The following is a 16,744-nucleotide window of genomic DNA, read 5'->3' on the forward strand; positions in this document are numbered from 1 at the left end:
CGAAGTTTTTTTCACGTTATCAAAACAAAGCATTTTTAAAAATTTTATAGAGTGAACCTTCAATCCGTCGGTGATTTACCCACAGTAATCTATAATAAAAATCGTTTGTTAAGCTATTGTAATCAAGTTGACATAATAGAGCCATTCATTAGTAACTACTCCAACCTTCTCCTGAAATAATTAACTGGTATATATTACTTAATAATCGTTGAATCCATGTAGCGTGTGACTTCTTAATTTTTTCCTTATTTTTCACAATGAAATATTATGTTACAACTGTTAGCCTTTTGAATAGAGTTATAAACTCAAATTCTAGGAGGTTATCATAGATGAAAAAAATCATTTGTTTTACTAGTTTATTATTAATCATTGCTTTTAGTCCAATTCAATCTAAAGCAGCAACGCATACGGTTGAACAAGGTGACTCCTTATGGCAAATTGCTAATCGATACGGCATAGCAATTAATCAAATCATTTCAGACAACCAGCTTTCAAGTTCAGTCATCCATCCGGGGCAAAGTCTAAAAATTGGTACTTCAGTAACAAGTGCAGAAAAAGAGCTTCTTGCACGACTTGTTCATGCGGAAGCTAGAGGAGAATCCTATCCAGGTAAAGTAGCCGTAGCAACGGTTGTCTTAAATAGAGTGGATCATGCTGACTTTCCAAATACGATCGAGGGTGTTATTTATCAACGTTCTGCTGGCGGTTTTTATGCCTTTACACCTGTTCAGAATGGGGCAATTAACCGGGGAGCAAATCAGGAAGCACTCCAGGCTGTTAATGAAGCAATTGCCTTTCGCGGGCAAGGAAGTGGTTCTCTTTATTTCTATAATCCACAAACAGCTACAAACGATTGGATTCGTAGCCGTGAAGTAACAATAATTATCGGAAATCACCATTTTGCTAAATAGTTTATCTAGAATACGTTAGCTTTTTCTATTTTGACCTTTGTTATGTCAAAATGCTTTATACCACCGTAAAAAAGAGGCATTCCTTTGAAAGGAATGCCTCTTACACTAGTTAATTAACCTGTCACATCATATTTCTCAATTAAGCTACTTAACTCTTGATTCAAATGTGTAAGTTGTTCTGCTGATTGAGCAACATTACCAATTACACGAACTTGTTCATCAATTGAAGAGGTAATTTCTTCAACCGATGCTGCTGTTTCTTCTGACACACTTGAAGCACTCTCTATTGCCGCACTCATTTCTTTATTATGATTATTGATTGTATTGATTTCTTGCTTCACTAAGTCTAGCGATGCGACAATGTCTTTAACAGAAAGCGATAATTGACCAAATTTACTTTGGGTGCTGATAACATCAGTACTTAACTCTTCTGCTGTCTTCATCGTGCCCTCTACTGTTTTCACAGTACTAGCTGTTTCATTAACAATCGCAGAGACCACTGATTGTACTTGGTGGGTGGCACCTTTTGATTGCTCAGCTAATTTTCTGATTTCCTCCGCAACTACCGAGAAGCCTTTACCGTGTTCACCAGCACGTGCTGCCTCTATACTGGCGTTAAGTGCTAATAAATTGGTCTCTTCAGCAATATTCTCAATCGTATCCATAACTTTGGTAATTTCTTTCACCTTATCACTTAAACCTTTAATTTCATTGCTAACTTGCTGTGACGCAGTTAAAGACTCGGCATTAGAGGCTTGAAGCCTTTCAATAATTTCACTTCCTTCAGTCGAAACGGTTGCCGTCTTAGTCGTTAATGTACCCATCTTTTCATTTTGCGTTGTCATTGCAGTAATTGCTTGCGTTAAAAGATCTACTCGTGAATTAATATCTTCAAGGTCATTCGCCTGCTCTTGTGTTCCAGTGGCAATCTCGTTGATTGCTTCGCCAACTTCTTGACTGCTAGCAGACGTTTCTTCTGAAATAGCTGATAAATCTGTTGCTGAATCGAGTAAGTGTGCACTTGTTTTTTGAACATTATTAACTAATGTTTTTAATTCAATCGACATTTTATTAAAAGCGCTAGCTAATTGACCAATTTCATCACTGGATTCCTTTAGATCTGTTTGATAGATCTTACCTTCTGCGATATCATTTGAGACGCCCGCTACATTTTTTAACACTTTAATCTTAGAACGTGTTAAGAGATAAAAGGCCAATGTACTTAAAATCACAAGTACAAAAGTTGAACTAACAATAAAAATAAGTAACGTATGCAAATCTTCATAAAATTCATCTTGAAAAACAACCATACCTACTGTCCAATCCCATGGTTCAAAATGCTGCATATAAGCGGTCTTGTCTCGATATGAACCATCTTCTTGTAAATCTGCATAGATCACATACTGATCTTCGATATTACTAGCTTGTCCAGCCTCTACCATCGTTGCACGATTATCTCTCGTATGCTGATTAGGCGGTTCTTGACCGACACGACTTGGGTGTATTTGCAAGACATAATCCTGATCATATGCTAACAAATAACCATCTTGTTTATAAGAAAAATAAGATGATAAATAATCATGACTACCTTCTTCGTTTATCGGACCACTTAAAACTAATCGTGCTTGTTCTTGTGCTTCTTCTAATGATAATGTTCCTGATTCTACATTTTCATTCAAAAGCTCAAGTGATGCTAGTGAACCGTCTACAATACTCTTTAGATCACGTTCACCAGCTTCCAGTAACTGACTTCTTGCTATAAAATAACTTGTTGTTCCAATTAATGCTCCAGTAATTAGAATGATAACAGTAACAAGTAACATCAACTTTGTCGAAATCGAATGAAACATATTTTTTGTTTTGAACATTGATTTTTCCCCCTTTTAAGAAAACTTACACTTTATTTATCGACAAATATCTACAAAATTCAATTCATTTTTCTAAAATTCATGTTATGTTATAATAACGTTTAAAACAGACTGGAGTTTTTATAATGCACGTTATTGAAGCATTGACCACAACAACAAAGCAAGATGCCTTTACTATTCGCAAACAGGTTTTTATTAATGAACAAGGGGTTGATCCCCAAATAGAACATGATCAATATGATCATGATGCGATCCATATCGTTGGCTATTTAGATCAACAGCCGATTGCCACAGCTAGAATACGCCTGGTCGATGACAAAGCAAAGATTCAACGCGTAGCAGTCTTAAAAGCTTATCGTAAACACGGTTATGGTAAACAACTTATGTTAGCATTAGAAGCGACTTTAACATCACACGGTATCAATATCGCCACTTTACACGCTCAAACCCATGCGCTGTCTTTCTATCAATCTGTTGGTTATCAAGTGATGTCTGAGCCTTTTTATCAAGCTGGTATTGAGCATGTCGAAATGGAAAAAACACTGGCATAACGTATAAATTCTGCTAATCTCGTCGAAGCTGTTTTTAACAACAGGGGGGATTGGCATGCATTTCGGTTCAATATTTATAGAAACAATTTTTGGGTTTATCGTCTTATTTACGATGACGAAAGTACTTGGTAAAACACAAATTAGACAGCTCACTGCGTTTGACTTTATCTCTGCTCTGATTCTTGGTGAATTGGTCGGTAATGCTTTGTATGATGACCAAGTAGGTATTAAAGAAATTGGTTTTGCTGTCATACTTTGGGGAAGTTTGATGTATATAACTGAATTTATTAGTCAACGTTACAAAAGATCAAGAGCACTTATTGAAGGAAAACCAGCACTGGTGATCAGTAAAGGGCACTTACAACGGGATGTAATGAAGAAAAACAAACTGGACATGAATCAACTGTTGCATCTCCTTCGTCTTAAAGATGTATTCTCTGTTCAAGATGTTGATTACGCAATCTTAGAAACAGATGGAACCGTTTCTGTTTTAAAGAAGACAATGGCACAACCACTGAATAGGCTTGATTTAAATTTAGCACCTGAGAAGATTGTTCTACCCATTACCCTAATTAATGACGGTGAAATCATTTATGACAATTTAAGCGAAATAGATCGAGATCAAAAATGGCTTGTCCAACAATTAAAGCAACAGAATATCGATTCTTATAACAAAATATTTTATGCCGAATATCAAGAGAATAAGCCACTTTACATTCAAACCATGTAATAGTGGCTTATTTTTATACATAAAAATTAACTTGGCCGCCAATACCCGTTAGCTCAGCATATACTTGTGAAGATACGAACGAGATGTCCACCATTGGCTGACTACTTGAATGATTATTACTTTTATCATGTTCTAAATTAGGAAAATCTTCTTGCGCTGTCCCTTGATTTGTTTGTATATTATCATGTGTTTCAAGTCGTATTGGATAAGGTCGCTCGATTGGCATTGGATCTCGATCTGATTGCGTCACACGTTCTTGATAATACTTTGCTTGGTAATTTTCAATTGGTAGTATATAACCCATGGATCATCCCTCCTTTACTTCATATATACCCCTTTATACAGTTTTTAATCCTCTATTCTTCCCATAGCCTAAAGGCATCTGCAAATGCTCTCATCTCCCGCTCCAATTGATCAACATATGGAACAACTTTTTGCTCTGGTCTCCTAAAATAATGTTCGTTTTTAACCAAATGTTTTTCTATAATAGCTAAATTTTTTATAAATTGAGAGTGATTTATCATATTAAATCACTATAACCATGAGAATGGACGACGACGTTCTGGTTGAGGTTGAGACTGTTCATTTTCTGATGAAGATTCTCCCTCTTGTTTAGGCGCTTCTTGATCTTCCGTTTCATCAGCTTCTGACTGTGTAGGCATTGGTGGTCGACGCCCAAAAAAAGGATCAAATGCTGGACGTCTTTCTTGACCAGTCGGTTCAAAATGAACATGGTCTGCTTGAATAATTAAATCATTTACTTTGATTACTTTCTTTTCTTTTTCTTCAGCCATCTTATCTATCACTCCTTTTTATTCACGAGAATGAAGTCGCTATTAGTCTATGCTCATTCACCTAATTGGTGCTACAAAAATAAAACATTGCACAACACGATTATTGGATGGAGAAATGAAAACTTGTAAAGTTCAAATTCACTATAACCAAGCAAACGAGCATATTTTGTTAGTATGTCACCTTAAATTTTTTCTCCTTCCGCTTTCTTTTACAAAGAAAAGAGCTACAATGTGTTGGTTCCTGTTAGCACGCTACTATCCTTCATTTGATGCATATCTATAAATACAGAATAAAATTCAATACCGCCCACACTGCAACGTTAATTGAACATATTCTATAAGTGACGATTCGGTCAGCCAATATTATTGAAAGGAGATATGTATTATGTCTTGTGGAGGTAAATATGATACTGGCAATTGTGTTGCAGATATTTTACGAGAGATTGCCGACGCTCAAGACCAGCTAGTTGATTGTACCTGTGATTCTAGTTGTGAACAGTCGATTGCAGACTTACTAGGGGAAGTTTCTCCAGTTAGCGACCTTGATACTGTACCCGTTATTTTATACTGCAAAGATTGTAAACCATTCAAAGGTTACGGTGCACGCATTAATCAAATTCAGCATGTATTTGGTAGCTTTTATTTCCGTGTAAAAAGCATTGACAAGGATAATTGTGCGGTATTAGAGTTACTAAGAGACCCAAGCTCACAAAAACGTGATCCTAAGTCCCCAGTGGAACAAGAAACAAATAATTTAAGAGGAACAGGTGTCTGTATCACTGTTAACCTTGAATGTTTCTGTCATGTCACTTGTTTACCAGCAATCAATGCACTTTAATTCAAAACTAAAACGAGGCTCATTTTTGAGCCTCGTTAATTATTAAATCCGGTTAACTTAATATCCTCTATATCCTTAACTTGAAATTGACGATGTTTTGGTGGTAATTTTGCTTCAAAATATACTTGATCTCCCTCAACTTTTGTAATATTACCTTTATGTGATTCACCTGCGAGTTTCACTAGGCAATTAAGCCGAGGCAGAAACGATGAGGGTTGACTAAGATATGTTAGTTTATCTTCAATCGTCATCTCTTTAAACTTGGTTGGTTTCATGTCCTTTTTTTCATCCGCATCAACTTGGTCTTCTATCTCATTCGCTTCAACTTCTAAGTTAAATGGTATATTCTGATCGCGTTCAATCAATATGGAACGTCCTTGTCTTCGTTGCTTAGGCTCAATTGTCTGCGTTGTTACTGCCGATGAATAATACTCCTTTTGCATCGGAGCTATCGGTGCTTTTAAATCTGGTTGAGCGACATACATCATTGGACGATGTTTCATAAGCATTCCTCCTCTCACACCTTACTATATGATCAAAGGAATGATCTCGTGACATTATCCTAATTGTTTTAAGACAACCCTAATATGCTATAGCCAGAATCAACATGGATAATTTCCCCTGTTACACCACGTGATAAATCACTTAGTAAATAATAGGCTGTTGAACCTACTTCCTCTTGCGTTACTGTTCGTCGAAGAGGAGCTTTTTCTTCAATATCTTTTAAGATGGAATTGAAATCACCCACACCTTTAGCTGAGAGTGTTCGAATTGGACCTGCTGAAATAGCATTAACTCGAATATCTTTTTGACCTAAATCATTTGCTAAGTATTTCATACTTGCGTCTAAACTAGCTTTTGCTACACCCATGACATTATAATTTTGAACCACACGTTCTCCGCCTAAATACGTTAGAGTAATGATACTTCCACCATCTGTCATTAAAGGTGTAGCTTCTCTTGCAACAGCTACTAAAGAATATGCACTTATATTATGTGCAAGTAAATAACCATCACGAGATGTATCGATAAATTCACCTTTCAAGTCTTCCTTCTGTGCAAAAGCAATACAATGTGCCACACCATGAATAACAGTAACATCTTTCTTAATCGTTTGAAATGTTTCGGCCACTGCCTCATCGCTTGTAACATCACATTGATAGAATAATGCGTCTTGTCGTTCTAGAGATGCCGCTAAATCTTTAACAGGTTTTTCAAATCGTTCATTGGCATAGGTGAAAATTAATCGTGCACCAGCTTGATCCAATGCTTTAGCAATCCCCCAAGCAATACTACGTTTATTTGCAACACCCATTACTACATATGTTTTACCTTCTAATGAGAAATTCATGCCATTAGCCCCCTGAATGAATTATAACTTGTTATTAGTACCTGATACTATTTTAGCTGATCTGTATACTAAACTCAACTCTTTTTTGAAATTATAGTTTTTCTCATAAATATTAACTGCTATCCACTCTAGGTTTCCCTCAAACCTTATACTGATACGAATCTTAAATGATCTGGGTTATAAAATGAGTAATCCCAACAAGATATAGAAATAAACAGATCACTTACTTTTTTATTTTCCCTACTTTTAATTCACTTGTCCTTTAATACATGGAATACGGATTTCATGTTAGACTATCTTTATATGTCTTTTCAGGAGGTATAAATGAAGATGAAGATAGACGTTATAGGAGATGTACATGGCTGTTATAAAGAATTAAATCACCTTATTGATAAATTGGGTTATATGTTAGAAAATGGGACCTATACCCATCCGCAACAGAGACGGTTAGTCTTTCTTGGAGACATTACCGACAGAGGGCCCGATTCATTAAAAACGATTGAACTTGTGTATAAATTAGTACATCAAGACAACATTGCGGAATATGTGCCTGGTAACCACTGCAATAAGCTTTATCGTTATTTCCTAGGAAATAACGTCCAAATTCGACACGGATTAGAGACAACTGTTGCCGAACTCGAAGCATATTCAGCCGATGAACAAGATCTTATTCGGGACAAATTCATTCAATTATATGAGCAGGCTGAGCTATACTTGCAGATGAAACCCTTGAATGCAGTGATTGCTCACGCGGGTATTAAAGCCGAATATATCGGTAGAGATGACAAAAAAGTACGTACATTTGTCTTCTATGGAGATATCACTGGAGAGAAGTTGGCTGACGGGCGTCCGGTCAGACTAGATTGGGCAAAGCATTATAACGGAGATGTTTGGATCATCTATGGTCATACCCCTGTTATAGAACCGCGTTTTATAAATAAAACAGTCAATATTGACTTAGGGTGTGTCTTCGGAAACAAACTTGCTGCCTTTCAATTACCTGAAGAAAATACCGTAACTGTTACATCAAAGCAGCCCTATCAACCTGAGAAATTCACTTCTTATATTTGATCTGTACAAAAGACTCAGACCAAATAATCCGTCTTCTTTAATGCACCAATACTATAATGAGGTCGGGACTAAAATCAAACGAACCTTTAATCAATGGGCGGAGGGCTACAGGATGTAGGTCATGCAGGCTAAGACTGCCACGCCCTGTAGCAGTCTTAGTCTACAATCCTTCTTATAAGACGTGGCGGTTTTAGTCTGCGATCTTACTCACCAACTGAGGAACACAAGCTAACGTCTTCGCGTCCTGCGAAAACGCTTGTGTGACCAACATCCTGTTGCCCCAAGTGAATCAGGACATTAGCATCCGTTAGCACGCACTAATTAGGTTTGCTCTACTCTCCATTTTGAGGTTGGGGTTCACAGTCGGTTATCTGTGATAAATCAGCAGGCCAATCCGATTTCAATTGTATCCTTTTTTTAGTAATTGGATGAATAAAAGAAAGGTAAACACAATGTAATGCTTGCCTATCAACATGTACAGTTGATCCACCATACAATTTATCACCTACGAGCGGATGGCCAATATGAGCAAAATGAACGCGAATTTGATGCGTACGACCTGTTTCAAGCTTTATATCGACAATTGAACCACATTTGACATGTCGAATGACTTGATAATGTGTCACGGCTGGCTTACCACCTTTTGAAACGGTCCGCTCAATAATTGAGTCAGGTTTTCTGGCAATCGGCGCATCGATGACCCCGACCCCGGCTGTTTTTTCAGGTTTTCCTTCTACCACTGCTTGATAATGACGTTCAATTTTTTGCTGATGAAAAAAACTATGACAAAACCGTTGTTTGGCTATGAGCATCAATCCTGATGTATCGCGATCAAGTCGTGTAACAACATGCACGGTATAATCAAGGTCTAATTGATCGTAGTGAGCAATCAAACCGTTAGCCACTGTTTTGGATCGATGATGTGTTGAAGGGATCGTTGCCATTTTAGCTGGTTTATTAACAACGATAAGAAATTCATCCTCATATACAATATCCAAGTTAATAGGCTCTGGGATTAACTGTGGTCCCCTTTCTTCTTTAGGAAATTGCAATTCAATTTGGTCACCAGTTGCTAAGCGTTCTCTTACATTCACTGTCTGTCCATTAAGGAGAATCTTACCTCCATCATATTTTAGGACTTTGATCATATTGCGTGATAATCCGACGCACATTCTTAGAAAATCGCGAAGTATCATTTGATTTTCGAATTCTGTTATTTTCCATTCCACTAGTATACGACACCTTTCTGCTCAATAACATTCATCTGAAATAAACGAATCATGTACTCTCTTCCAAAAAGGAAAGGATCTAAAACGGGCAAATCTGATGCGTTCTTTCGCCACTGAGCACTCAAGTGCTGTCACATTTTCAACACTCTTTGTAATATGATCAATTGTCATAATAAAGCTTTGTTCTTTATCTACCGGTTTAAATTGACAAACATGGTGGCTAGGCAGGATTAAGGGCGATCCTATCGTTCGATAAACTCGATTATTTATTGAAGACATTTCGGTAATTTGCATCGTCGATAATGATGGATGAATAATCGCTCCTCCTAAAGCTTTATTATATGCCGTACTACCCGATGGCGTAGAGACACAAAGACCATCACCACGAAAACGCTCAAAATGTTCACCTTTTATCGTTACATCAAGTACAACAGAGCCCTCAACTTTTTTTATTGTCGTTTCATTAAGCGCTAAAAAACGCTCAGCCTCTTTCTTGTTTTCATAGAAAATCTTCAGCGATAGTAAGGGATACTCTACAATTTCAAATTTTTGCTTAGCAACCTCAATCACAAGCTTTTCAACTTCTTCTGGCAACCAATCGGCATAGAAACCAAGGTGGCCCGTATGTACACCGATAAAAGCCGTTTGTTTTAAACGATGAAAGTAATGGTGGACCGCATGGAGAAATGTTCCATCACCACCTACAGAAATGACTAAATCCGGCTCTTTTATATTTCGTTCTAAATCAAAATCCAATAAATATTGTTCCATGATCGCCTTAATCCGATTAGATTTTTGATCTCCTTTTGATGTTACCGCGAACTTCATATTGCTTAGCCCCCCTTTTTTTTGTGCAATTTACTTTTAAATTGGTGAAAGATCCACTGTGCCTCTTGGACTTCATCTTTAATTTGAGACATTTCTTCATCTAACTGAAAAGCCGCTTCAGCTGCACGTTTTAACCGTGCCTTTATCTCTGTTGGAATTTGACCACTATACTTATAATTTAAAGAATGTTCATTAGTTGCCCAAAAATTCATGGCTAACGTTCGAATTTGTATCTCAGCGAGCACTTGTTTCTTTCCATGGATAGTAGCTACAGGATAACGAATGATAACATGATATGATCGGTAACCACTTTCTTTCTTGTTTTTTATGTAATCTTTTTCCTCAATAATATTAAAATCGTGGCGAGACCTCAATAAATGTACAATTGTATAAATATCCCCAACAAACTGACAGACAACTCTAACCCCTGCAATATCTTGAATCACTTCCTCAATTTGATCTTTTGGAATGTTCTTTCGTGTGGCTTTATCTAAAATGCTTGAAATAGGCTTTACACGTCCTGTCACTAGTTCAATTGGTGAATGCTTTGCCTCAATTTCATACTGTGCACGCATGCCACGCAACTTAACCTTTAATTCCTCAACAACTTGCGTATAAGGAACCAAAAAAGTCGTCCAATTGTCATGTGTTTCCACTATATAGCACCGCCTTTGATTATCTAAGTATATAAAAAGTTGTTCTTAATTATAAAAAAAACGAATCGCGATCATCTCGTCCATATCTATTATATTGTATCATAAGCAAAATTATTTTCGACAGCCTATCTCTCGACTTTTGATTCATAAATAGACTATACTTGTTAATGATAATTTAATGAAGGGGTCCTTTTAATATGAGCCAAGAAATAGAAATTGAATGTAAATTGTTATTAACTGAAGAAGAATATCGTTCATTATTAGATTATCTTAATTGTTCAACAGTTCGTCCTACAGAACAAATCAATTATTATTTTGAAACACCTAAATTTAATTTGAAAAATAAGGGGGCTGCATTAAGAATTCGCTACAAAGATGATCAATTTATTCTTACATTAAAGCAACCGCACCCTGACGGCTTACTCGAAACACATGACTATTTATCGAAGCAGCAAGCTGAAAACTGGTTAAATAATCAGCCCACGAGTACACCAGCAATTGAAAGTGAATTGATCAACCTTGGTGTTCACGTTAATCAACTCCACTATGGGGGTGCTTTAGTGACAGAGCGAATCGAAATCGAATACCATGGTGCTTTAGTAGTTGCTGACATTAGTAAATACAATAACCAAATCGATTACGAATTAGAAGTGGAAGCTCGCACTCGTCAAATAGCAGAATCTGTAATGGATGAGTTGATCAACACGCTATCATTGGAAGTTAAACCAACACCGAACAAAATTGAACGTTTCTATCAATCCTTACATCTTTAACCTAAAACGAACCTGCAATCAGTGGACGGAGGCCTACAGGATGTAGGTCATGCAGACGTTGCCACAGGACGTGGCGGTTTTAGTCTACGATCTTACCCATCTACTGATTGTTGTTGCGTGAATCAGGACATTCGCGACCATTTGCTCCTGCGTTAATAGATCATCTCTACGCCCTATTTTGCAGCGTATGGTATACGAACGGTTACCTGTGCTATTCAAAGAGTTACACAAACCACCTGCTGAGCCTTATCAGTTGCCGAAAGGTGCTTGTCACTGATACAATTAATACAGCAATCAAACCACTAAGATTTTCATCACAACAATGACTTAGAAAGGAGAATCGATGTGAGCTATAAACAGACTGGGCCCTTCATCCAATCTGATGGACCATCAAAGGCACAGTACAGCTACTTTGATCTTCTCACAAAACCAATTGAAATTTATTTATTCACTGATCCGCTCTGTCCAGAATCTTGGTCATTGGATCCTATTATAAAAAAACTGCAACTCGAATATGGGCGTTTCTTTTCAATAAGACCCATATTGACTGGACAGCTGTCTAAAATAAATCAACAAGCAGCACCAACTCCAGTTAAATTAAAGCAGTGGTGGGAGAAAACAGCCAATCGAACAGGCATGTGTTGCGATGGTGATCTTTGGTTAGAGGCTCCCTTAAGTGCACCAGCAAGCATATCAATAGCTATTAAAGCTGCCGAGCTACAAGGAATAAAGGCTGGGCGATATTATTTACGTAAAATTCAAGAAAATCTATTTTTAAACAAAACTGATATTTCAACAGATGAACAATTAATTAGAATCGCTCAACAAGCAAACTTAGATCTTGACGAATTTAGAAGAGACTTACATTCCTCTTCTGCACAAAAAGCACTCCAATGTGATTTGAAATTAACAAAAGAAATGCATGTAGACCAAATACCTTCGCTTGTTTTCTTTAATGAAACTGCGGAAGATGAAGGGCTAAAATTGACTGGCACATATAGTTATGATATATACGTTAAAGTATTAAAACAATTATTGCAAAAAGATGTTCAACCCTTTGAAAAACCAAAATTAGAGGACTTTATTTCACATTTTCACTTTGTTAGCTCGTATGAAATAGCTGTTATTTATGAGTGGTCTATAGAAAGAGCTTGTAAAGAAATGAAGAAATTACAATTAAAGCAATTGGTATCCTGTGTACCTGTGAAGCATGGTGCTTTTTGGCGTTACAATCAAACAGAGTCTTGATCATTAAGATCAAGACTCTGTTTTTATCATTTAAATAAAAAAGAGCATATCATTAAGATATACTCTGACCATGACTCTTGTTAGTCATGGGGGGATGGGAGAAAGTTTCAGATCAAACAAAGGGGTTTTGTTTGTTAAACATCTCACAAACATAATATAACAATTTTTCTATCTTCTCGCAAGTCTTCCCTTCATTCGTTCACAAAAATGTCATACTTATAATTTAAGCTAAAACAACATAATATCTAATAGTTATAAAGAAGTGAGAGGATGAAAACAATGAAAAAAACATTTCAACTGCTGTTTGTCTTAATTGTTTTATCACTTACATTTATCTTAAATTTACTTGGATTAATGCGCTTATTCCCCATGATCCTAACACTACCCATTTTCTTTATCACTATTTATTTAACACTATCTTTCTTTTTTTATCGCAACACCTTTCGAGGATTTAAATAATATTATAATTCGCCTCTACTCATTCACATCGGATTGAGTAAGAGGCATATTAAAAAGTCTGCGACACAAAAGAAAAACGCTCACATCCACCTTGTATTCAAACTAAGATAAGTGTTTAAATAATGTTTCCATTTCCTCAAGTTTATGCTCGAAAATATCAAGTGCTTGCATGATTGGATCTTTCTTCGTCATATCTACCCCAGCTTTTTTTAATACTTCAATAGGATCATCACTACTTCCCGCTTTGAGAAAACCAAAGTAGCGTTCAACTGCTGGTTGGCCATCAGTAAGTATTTGTGCAGCTAGAGATTGAGCAGCGGCATAACCTGTAGCATATTGGTATACATAATAATTAAAATAAAAATGGGGAATGCGAGCCCATTCCAGACCAATTTCTTGATCATGAATAACCGACTCTCCAAAATATTTCTTGTTTAAATTGTAATACAATTCTGTCAATTTATCAGCTGTTAATGCTTCGCCCTCTTGATCTAGTGCATGGATCTTATGCTCAAATTCGGCAAACATCGTCTGTCGAAAGACTGTGGCTCGAAACCCATCAAGAAAATGATTGAGTAAATAGAGTTTTTGTTTAGCATCCTTCGTTTCATTAACTAAATACTCATTTAATAGTGCTTCGTTACAGGTGGATGCAACCTCTGCAACAAAAATCGAATAGTTACCATAGCGATAAGGCTGATGCTCTCTCGTATAATAACTGTGTAACGAGTGCCCAAACTCATGTGCAAGTGTAAAGACATTATTTAAATTATTTTGCCAGTTCATTAGAATATATGGATTGGTTCCGTAAGCACCAGAAGAATAAGCACCACTTCGTTTACCCTTATTTTCCTCAACATCAACCCAACGATTATTAAAACCTTCTTTTAGTCGAGTAACATAGGCTTCACCTAATGGTGCAAGGCCATTTATTAACTGTTCTTGAGCTTGCTCGTAAGTGTATGTCATTGTTACATCTTCAACTAAGCGCGTGTACATATCGTACATGTGAAGCTCATTCAAATCCAACATTTTCTTTCTCAAGGTGACATAGCGATGCAGCAGGTCTAGCCTCTCATTTACAGTTTCTACAAGATTATCATAGACCGTTTCAGGTATATTATTTTGATTTAATGCTGCTTCGCGCGCTGAATCGTAATTCCTTATCTTAGCATTAAAATTATCCTTTTTAATCTGTCCAGATAATGTTGATGCAAAAGTATTAATAAATTTTTGATACGTTCCATGCATGGCTTTAAAAGCATTATGTCTTACCGATTGTTTAGTTGATTCTAGAAAATTAATATAACGACCATGGGTTAACTCAATCTGCTTTCCTTCTTCATCTTTAACTTCCGGAAAGGTTAGGTCTGCGTTATTTAACATGCCAAAAGTCTGTGAAGGATTATTAATCACTTCACTTGCTTGAGCGAGCAATGCTTCTTCTCGCTCCGATAAAATATGAGCTCGTTGACGTGTTATTTCATTTAATGCTTTTTTATACATTTTCAGTTCTTGCTTCTCTTCAAGAAAACGTTCAAGACGATCAGGATCAATTTGTAATATTTCTGGTACAATAAAACTCATGATACTAGCCGTTTGTGTATAAAGCATTTGAGCTTGTGCATTTAAACCTTGGTAATAGGAATTGGTGGTATCTTGATCATAGCGCATATGCGCATATGTATAGAGCTTACCTACCCGCTCTGATACTTGATCTTCCAATTTTAATAATTGATAGAGATCGTCTGCTGATTCATTTAATTTACCTTGATATTGCTTAAATTTATCAAGTTCTTTTAATACAGACAGGCGCTCTTCTTCCCATAACGCATCTGTTTCGAAGATATCTTCTAATCGCCATGTCCTATCTTCTCTGACCTGATCACGTGTTTGTAACTTTCCTGTTTCTGTAGTCAAAATCGATGCCCTCCTTATTGTTTTTCTTTTACATACATTCTACATGATTGCCATAAATCCTTTTTGCCACTCTTATGAAATATATCATGATTATAAAGTTATGTCACAATATTCACATTTGGCTTCGCATGTCTCTCTTTAGTTTTATGTGTAGACGCTGATCATTATACAATGATTGTTCGACACATTTATATCGTCCGATTTGCTTTGTTAACTTGTAGTAATTACCATTACAAGTTATTAAATCACTCATAATAAAGTAGTTCAAATAGGTGCGAATTGGATTGACATCTTTAAGAATAAGTGGATAATCACGAGAGGATTGGAAATAAGGTTTAGCAAAATGAGCTAATTCTTGATCGGTAAAGTTTACTTGTTTATTGAAAAAATCATAGCATAGACGTGCTTGCCACTCCCACACCGATCCTTTTATTAACCATTGCCCGCTAACAGGCAACCCTACCCAACTTGAGAGTTGCGACGGATGTAACTGATTTAAATATAACCATTGATAAAAGGCTTGTTCACTACTATAACCAATCTTTGGAGAAGATAAACGAAATTTTTTTTTCTCAATTAACCACTGATTGGGAATAGGATCAATAACACCTTGTTTAAATAAATGAGAAAATTGTAATTGAGAGAGTTTTAAGAAGCAGAATTCCCCAAGAGCTCGGTAGGAGGTAACAAAGCTAACCAAATCAAAAAATGCTATGTTATGCGTATGTGGGCAATAGAAAAGCAGCCTTGCAAAATCATTAGAAGGGTATTGATGCAGATAATGTTGAAGGGTTGATGTTAGTTTTAAGATGGCCTTACCCTGACGATTCATTTGAGAACTACCAAGTATCCAAATGGGTGTGATCCCAACAGATTGATAGCCTTTTGTTCTCTTGATGATCTCTTGGGTCGTTATTTTTGCACATTGATATTCAATCGCCACCATACGACTCCCGTAATTCATTAGCAAATCAGCACGTTGCTTAATTGGTTTTAAATACACCTCTAAATCTACTACATATCCTTGTTTCTTTAACCAATTAAAAAGCTGTAACTTGCCTTGCTCATGATCGATTCCTTCTCCCCCAACATGGTTTGGGCAATCTGCTCTGCTAATATGGGAAAAATGAGGGATTCGTTTAGTGCCTAACCTAAGTCTAACTTGCTCCTTGCAAACCGGACAAAAAAACATCTCAAATGTTTTTTTAAATTGTTTAATCTCATTTGCTGACATGATAGCGGGGATAATACACTTTCCTTGTTCATTTATAGCCTGTAACATCATTCACCACCTTTGTTCATTTATAACTAATTTCGACAAAAATCAATAATTTCCTCTTTTTTAGAAATTTATCTTATTAGAAATAACCTTTCATTCGTTTTCACTTTAGGAAAGGCAGTAGAGTTTTCTCCAGATTCTCACAGATGGGAAATGCATTTTACAATTAAAAATCGGTTCTCTGTCAAATTTGGTGGTGTAATGTTCACTCCACCATTCGTCTTTGTTAAAAGCTTGC

At 36.4% G+C, this 16,744-nt stretch carries 18 protein-coding genes; 8 read left to right on the forward strand and 10 right to left on the reverse strand.

Going from position 1 to position 16,744, the window contains the following annotated elements:
• Positions 1-329: 329 nt before the first annotated feature.
• Positions 330-911 (forward strand): cell wall hydrolase, encoded by a 582-nt coding sequence (locus B494_RS0101230; protein ID WP_017470535.1) that lies wholly within the window; start codon positions 330-332, stop codon positions 909-911.
• 113 nt (positions 912-1,024) lie between these two features.
• Here B494_RS0101230 and B494_RS0101235 read toward each other — a convergent pair whose 3' ends face one another.
• Positions 1,025-2,779, reverse strand: coding sequence for a methyl-accepting chemotaxis protein (locus B494_RS0101235; RefSeq protein WP_017470536.1), 1,755 nt, complete (start codon positions 2,777-2,779; stop codon positions 1,025-1,027).
• A 125-nt stretch (positions 2,780-2,904) separates the two neighbouring features.
• Between B494_RS0101235 and B494_RS0101240 the strand changes: the two genes are divergently transcribed.
• Complete coding sequence (locus tag B494_RS0101240) at positions 2,905-3,330, forward strand: GNAT family N-acetyltransferase (protein ID WP_017470537.1); 426 nt, start codon at positions 2,905-2,907, stop codon at positions 3,328-3,330.
• Positions 3,331-3,385: 55 nt separating this feature from the next.
• On the forward strand, positions 3,386-4,060 hold the full coding sequence (locus B494_RS0101245) for a DUF421 domain-containing protein (RefSeq protein WP_017470538.1): 675 nt from the start codon (positions 3,386-3,388) through the stop codon (positions 4,058-4,060).
• A gap of 13 nt (positions 4,061-4,073) precedes the next feature.
• Here the strand turns inward: B494_RS0101245 and B494_RS0101250 are convergent, their stop codons facing one another.
• Positions 4,074-4,364, reverse strand: coding sequence for a hypothetical protein (locus tag B494_RS0101250; protein ID WP_017470539.1), 291 nt, complete (start codon positions 4,362-4,364; stop codon positions 4,074-4,076).
• Positions 4,365-4,593: 229 nt separating this feature from the next.
• The gene (locus tag B494_RS18765; protein ID WP_017470541.1) at positions 4,594-4,854 is read right to left on the reverse strand and encodes a hypothetical protein; all 261 of its coding nucleotides are present in this window, start codon (positions 4,852-4,854) and stop codon (positions 4,594-4,596) included.
• 385 nt (positions 4,855-5,239) lie between these two features.
• Here B494_RS18765 and B494_RS0101265 point away from each other — a divergent pair, with 385 nt between their 5' ends.
• Positions 5,240-5,692 carry a CotY/CotZ family spore coat protein gene (locus B494_RS0101265; protein ID WP_017470542.1) on the forward strand — a complete coding sequence of 151 codons (453 nt, stop codon included), beginning with the start codon at positions 5,240-5,242 and terminating at the stop codon, positions 5,690-5,692.
• Positions 5,693-5,727: 35 nt separating this feature from the next.
• Here B494_RS0101265 and B494_RS0101270 read toward each other — a convergent pair whose 3' ends face one another.
• Together B494_RS0101270 and fabI are read right to left on the reverse strand one after the other, a co-directional pair.
• Positions 5,728-6,195: a CotO family spore coat protein gene (locus B494_RS0101270; RefSeq protein ID WP_017470543.1), complete on the reverse strand. Its 468-nt coding sequence runs from the start codon at positions 6,193-6,195 to the stop codon at positions 5,728-5,730.
• A gap of 68 nt (positions 6,196-6,263) precedes the next feature.
• Positions 6,264-7,043, reverse strand: coding sequence for an enoyl-ACP reductase FabI (gene fabI / locus B494_RS0101275; RefSeq protein WP_017470544.1), 780 nt, complete (start codon positions 7,041-7,043; stop codon positions 6,264-6,266).
• A 330-nt stretch (positions 7,044-7,373) separates the two neighbouring features.
• Here fabI and prpE point away from each other — a divergent pair, with 330 nt between their 5' ends.
• Positions 7,374-8,114 carry a bis(5'-nucleosyl)-tetraphosphatase PrpE gene (gene prpE, locus B494_RS0101280; RefSeq protein WP_026065107.1) on the forward strand — a complete coding sequence of 247 codons (741 nt, stop codon included), beginning with the start codon at positions 7,374-7,376 and terminating at the stop codon, positions 8,112-8,114.
• Between the two features lie 332 nt (positions 8,115-8,446).
• Here the strand turns inward: prpE and B494_RS0101285 are convergent, their stop codons facing one another.
• Genes B494_RS0101285 through yjbM form a run of 3 tightly spaced genes read right to left on the reverse strand, consistent with a single transcriptional unit; the run spans position 8,447 to position 10,827 of the window.
• Positions 8,447-9,343 carry an RluA family pseudouridine synthase gene (locus B494_RS0101285; protein WP_017470546.1) on the reverse strand — a complete coding sequence of 299 codons (897 nt, stop codon included), beginning with the start codon at positions 9,341-9,343 and terminating at the stop codon, positions 8,447-8,449.
• Between the two features lie 21 nt (positions 9,344-9,364).
• A complete protein-coding gene (locus B494_RS0101290) occupies positions 9,365-10,171 on the reverse strand; it encodes an NAD kinase (protein WP_017470547.1) in 807 nt (268 codons plus the stop codon).
• Between the two features lie 5 nt (positions 10,172-10,176).
• Positions 10,177-10,827 carry a GTP diphosphokinase gene (gene yjbM / locus B494_RS0101295; protein WP_017470548.1) on the reverse strand — a complete coding sequence of 217 codons (651 nt, stop codon included), beginning with the start codon at positions 10,825-10,827 and terminating at the stop codon, positions 10,177-10,179.
• Between the two features lie 197 nt (positions 10,828-11,024).
• Here yjbM and B494_RS0101300 point away from each other — a divergent pair, with 197 nt between their 5' ends.
• The 3 genes from B494_RS0101300 (at position 11,025) to B494_RS0101310 (ending at position 13,307) form a co-directional block, all read left to right on the forward strand.
• The gene (locus tag B494_RS0101300; protein ID WP_017470549.1) at positions 11,025-11,600 is read left to right on the forward strand and encodes a CYTH domain-containing protein; all 576 of its coding nucleotides are present in this window, start codon (positions 11,025-11,027) and stop codon (positions 11,598-11,600) included.
• A 345-nt stretch (positions 11,601-11,945) separates the two neighbouring features.
• Entirely contained in the window at positions 11,946-12,848 is a 903-nt protein-coding gene (locus B494_RS0101305) for a ClpXP adapter SpxH family protein (RefSeq protein ID WP_017470550.1), read from the forward strand.
• A gap of 279 nt (positions 12,849-13,127) precedes the next feature.
• Positions 13,128-13,307, forward strand: a complete 180-nt coding sequence (locus B494_RS0101310) for a hypothetical protein (RefSeq protein WP_017470551.1) — start codon at positions 13,128-13,130, stop codon at positions 13,305-13,307.
• Positions 13,308-13,409: 102 nt separating this feature from the next.
• Here the strand turns inward: B494_RS0101310 and pepF are convergent, their stop codons facing one another.
• Positions 13,410-15,227: an oligoendopeptidase F gene (pepF, locus tag B494_RS0101315; RefSeq protein WP_017470552.1), complete on the reverse strand. Its 1,818-nt coding sequence runs from the start codon at positions 15,225-15,227 to the stop codon at positions 13,410-13,412.
• Between the two features lie 112 nt (positions 15,228-15,339).
• The gene (locus B494_RS0101320) at positions 15,340-16,509 is read right to left on the reverse strand and encodes a competence protein CoiA (protein ID WP_017470553.1); all 1,170 of its coding nucleotides are present in this window, start codon (positions 16,507-16,509) and stop codon (positions 15,340-15,342) included.
• Positions 16,510-16,744: the final 235 nt, after the last annotated feature.

Origin of the sequence: Amphibacillus jilinensis Y1, from assembly GCF_000306965.1 — a bacterium.
GTDB classification, from domain to species: Bacteria; Bacillota; Bacilli; order Bacillales; family Amphibacillaceae; genus Amphibacillus_C; species Amphibacillus_C jilinensis.

Excerpts from the sequence above, each read along its gene's own strand:
- fabI (WP_017470544.1), bottom strand. The coding sequence starts at position 7,043 with ATGAATTTCTCATTAGAAGGTAAAACATATGTAGTAATGGGTGTTGCA.
- B494_RS0101250 (WP_017470539.1), bottom strand. The coding sequence starts at position 4,364 with ATGGGTTATATACTACCAATTGAAAATTACCAAGCAAAGTATTATCAA.
- B494_RS0101300 (WP_017470549.1), top strand. The coding sequence starts at position 11,025 with ATGAGCCAAGAAATAGAAATTGAATGTAAATTGTTATTAACTGAAGAA.
- B494_RS0101240 (WP_017470537.1), top strand. The coding sequence starts at position 2,905 with ATGCACGTTATTGAAGCATTGACCACAACAACAAAGCAAGATGCCTTT.
- B494_RS0101230 (WP_017470535.1), top strand. The coding sequence starts at position 330 with ATGAAAAAAATCATTTGTTTTACTAGTTTATTATTAATCATTGCTTTT.
- B494_RS0101270 (WP_017470543.1), bottom strand. The coding sequence starts at position 6,195 with ATGAAACATCGTCCAATGATGTATGTCGCTCAACCAGATTTAAAAGCA.
- B494_RS0101235 (WP_017470536.1), bottom strand. The coding sequence starts at position 2,779 with ATGTTCAAAACAAAAAATATGTTTCATTCGATTTCGACAAAGTTGATG.
- prpE (WP_026065107.1), top strand. The coding sequence starts at position 7,374 with ATGAAGATAGACGTTATAGGAGATGTACATGGCTGTTATAAAGAATTA.
- B494_RS0101320 (WP_017470553.1), bottom strand. The coding sequence starts at position 16,509 with ATGTTACAGGCTATAAATGAACAAGGAAAGTGTATTATCCCCGCTATC.
- B494_RS18765 (WP_017470541.1), bottom strand. The coding sequence starts at position 4,854 with ATGGCTGAAGAAAAAGAAAAGAAAGTAATCAAAGTAAATGATTTAATT.
- B494_RS0101265 (WP_017470542.1), top strand. The coding sequence starts at position 5,240 with ATGTCTTGTGGAGGTAAATATGATACTGGCAATTGTGTTGCAGATATT.
- B494_RS0101290 (WP_017470547.1), bottom strand. The coding sequence starts at position 10,171 with ATGAAGTTCGCGGTAACATCAAAAGGAGATCAAAAATCTAATCGGATT.
- B494_RS0101310 (WP_017470551.1), top strand. The coding sequence starts at position 13,128 with ATGAAAAAAACATTTCAACTGCTGTTTGTCTTAATTGTTTTATCACTT.
- B494_RS0101245 (WP_017470538.1), top strand. The coding sequence starts at position 3,386 with ATGCATTTCGGTTCAATATTTATAGAAACAATTTTTGGGTTTATCGTC.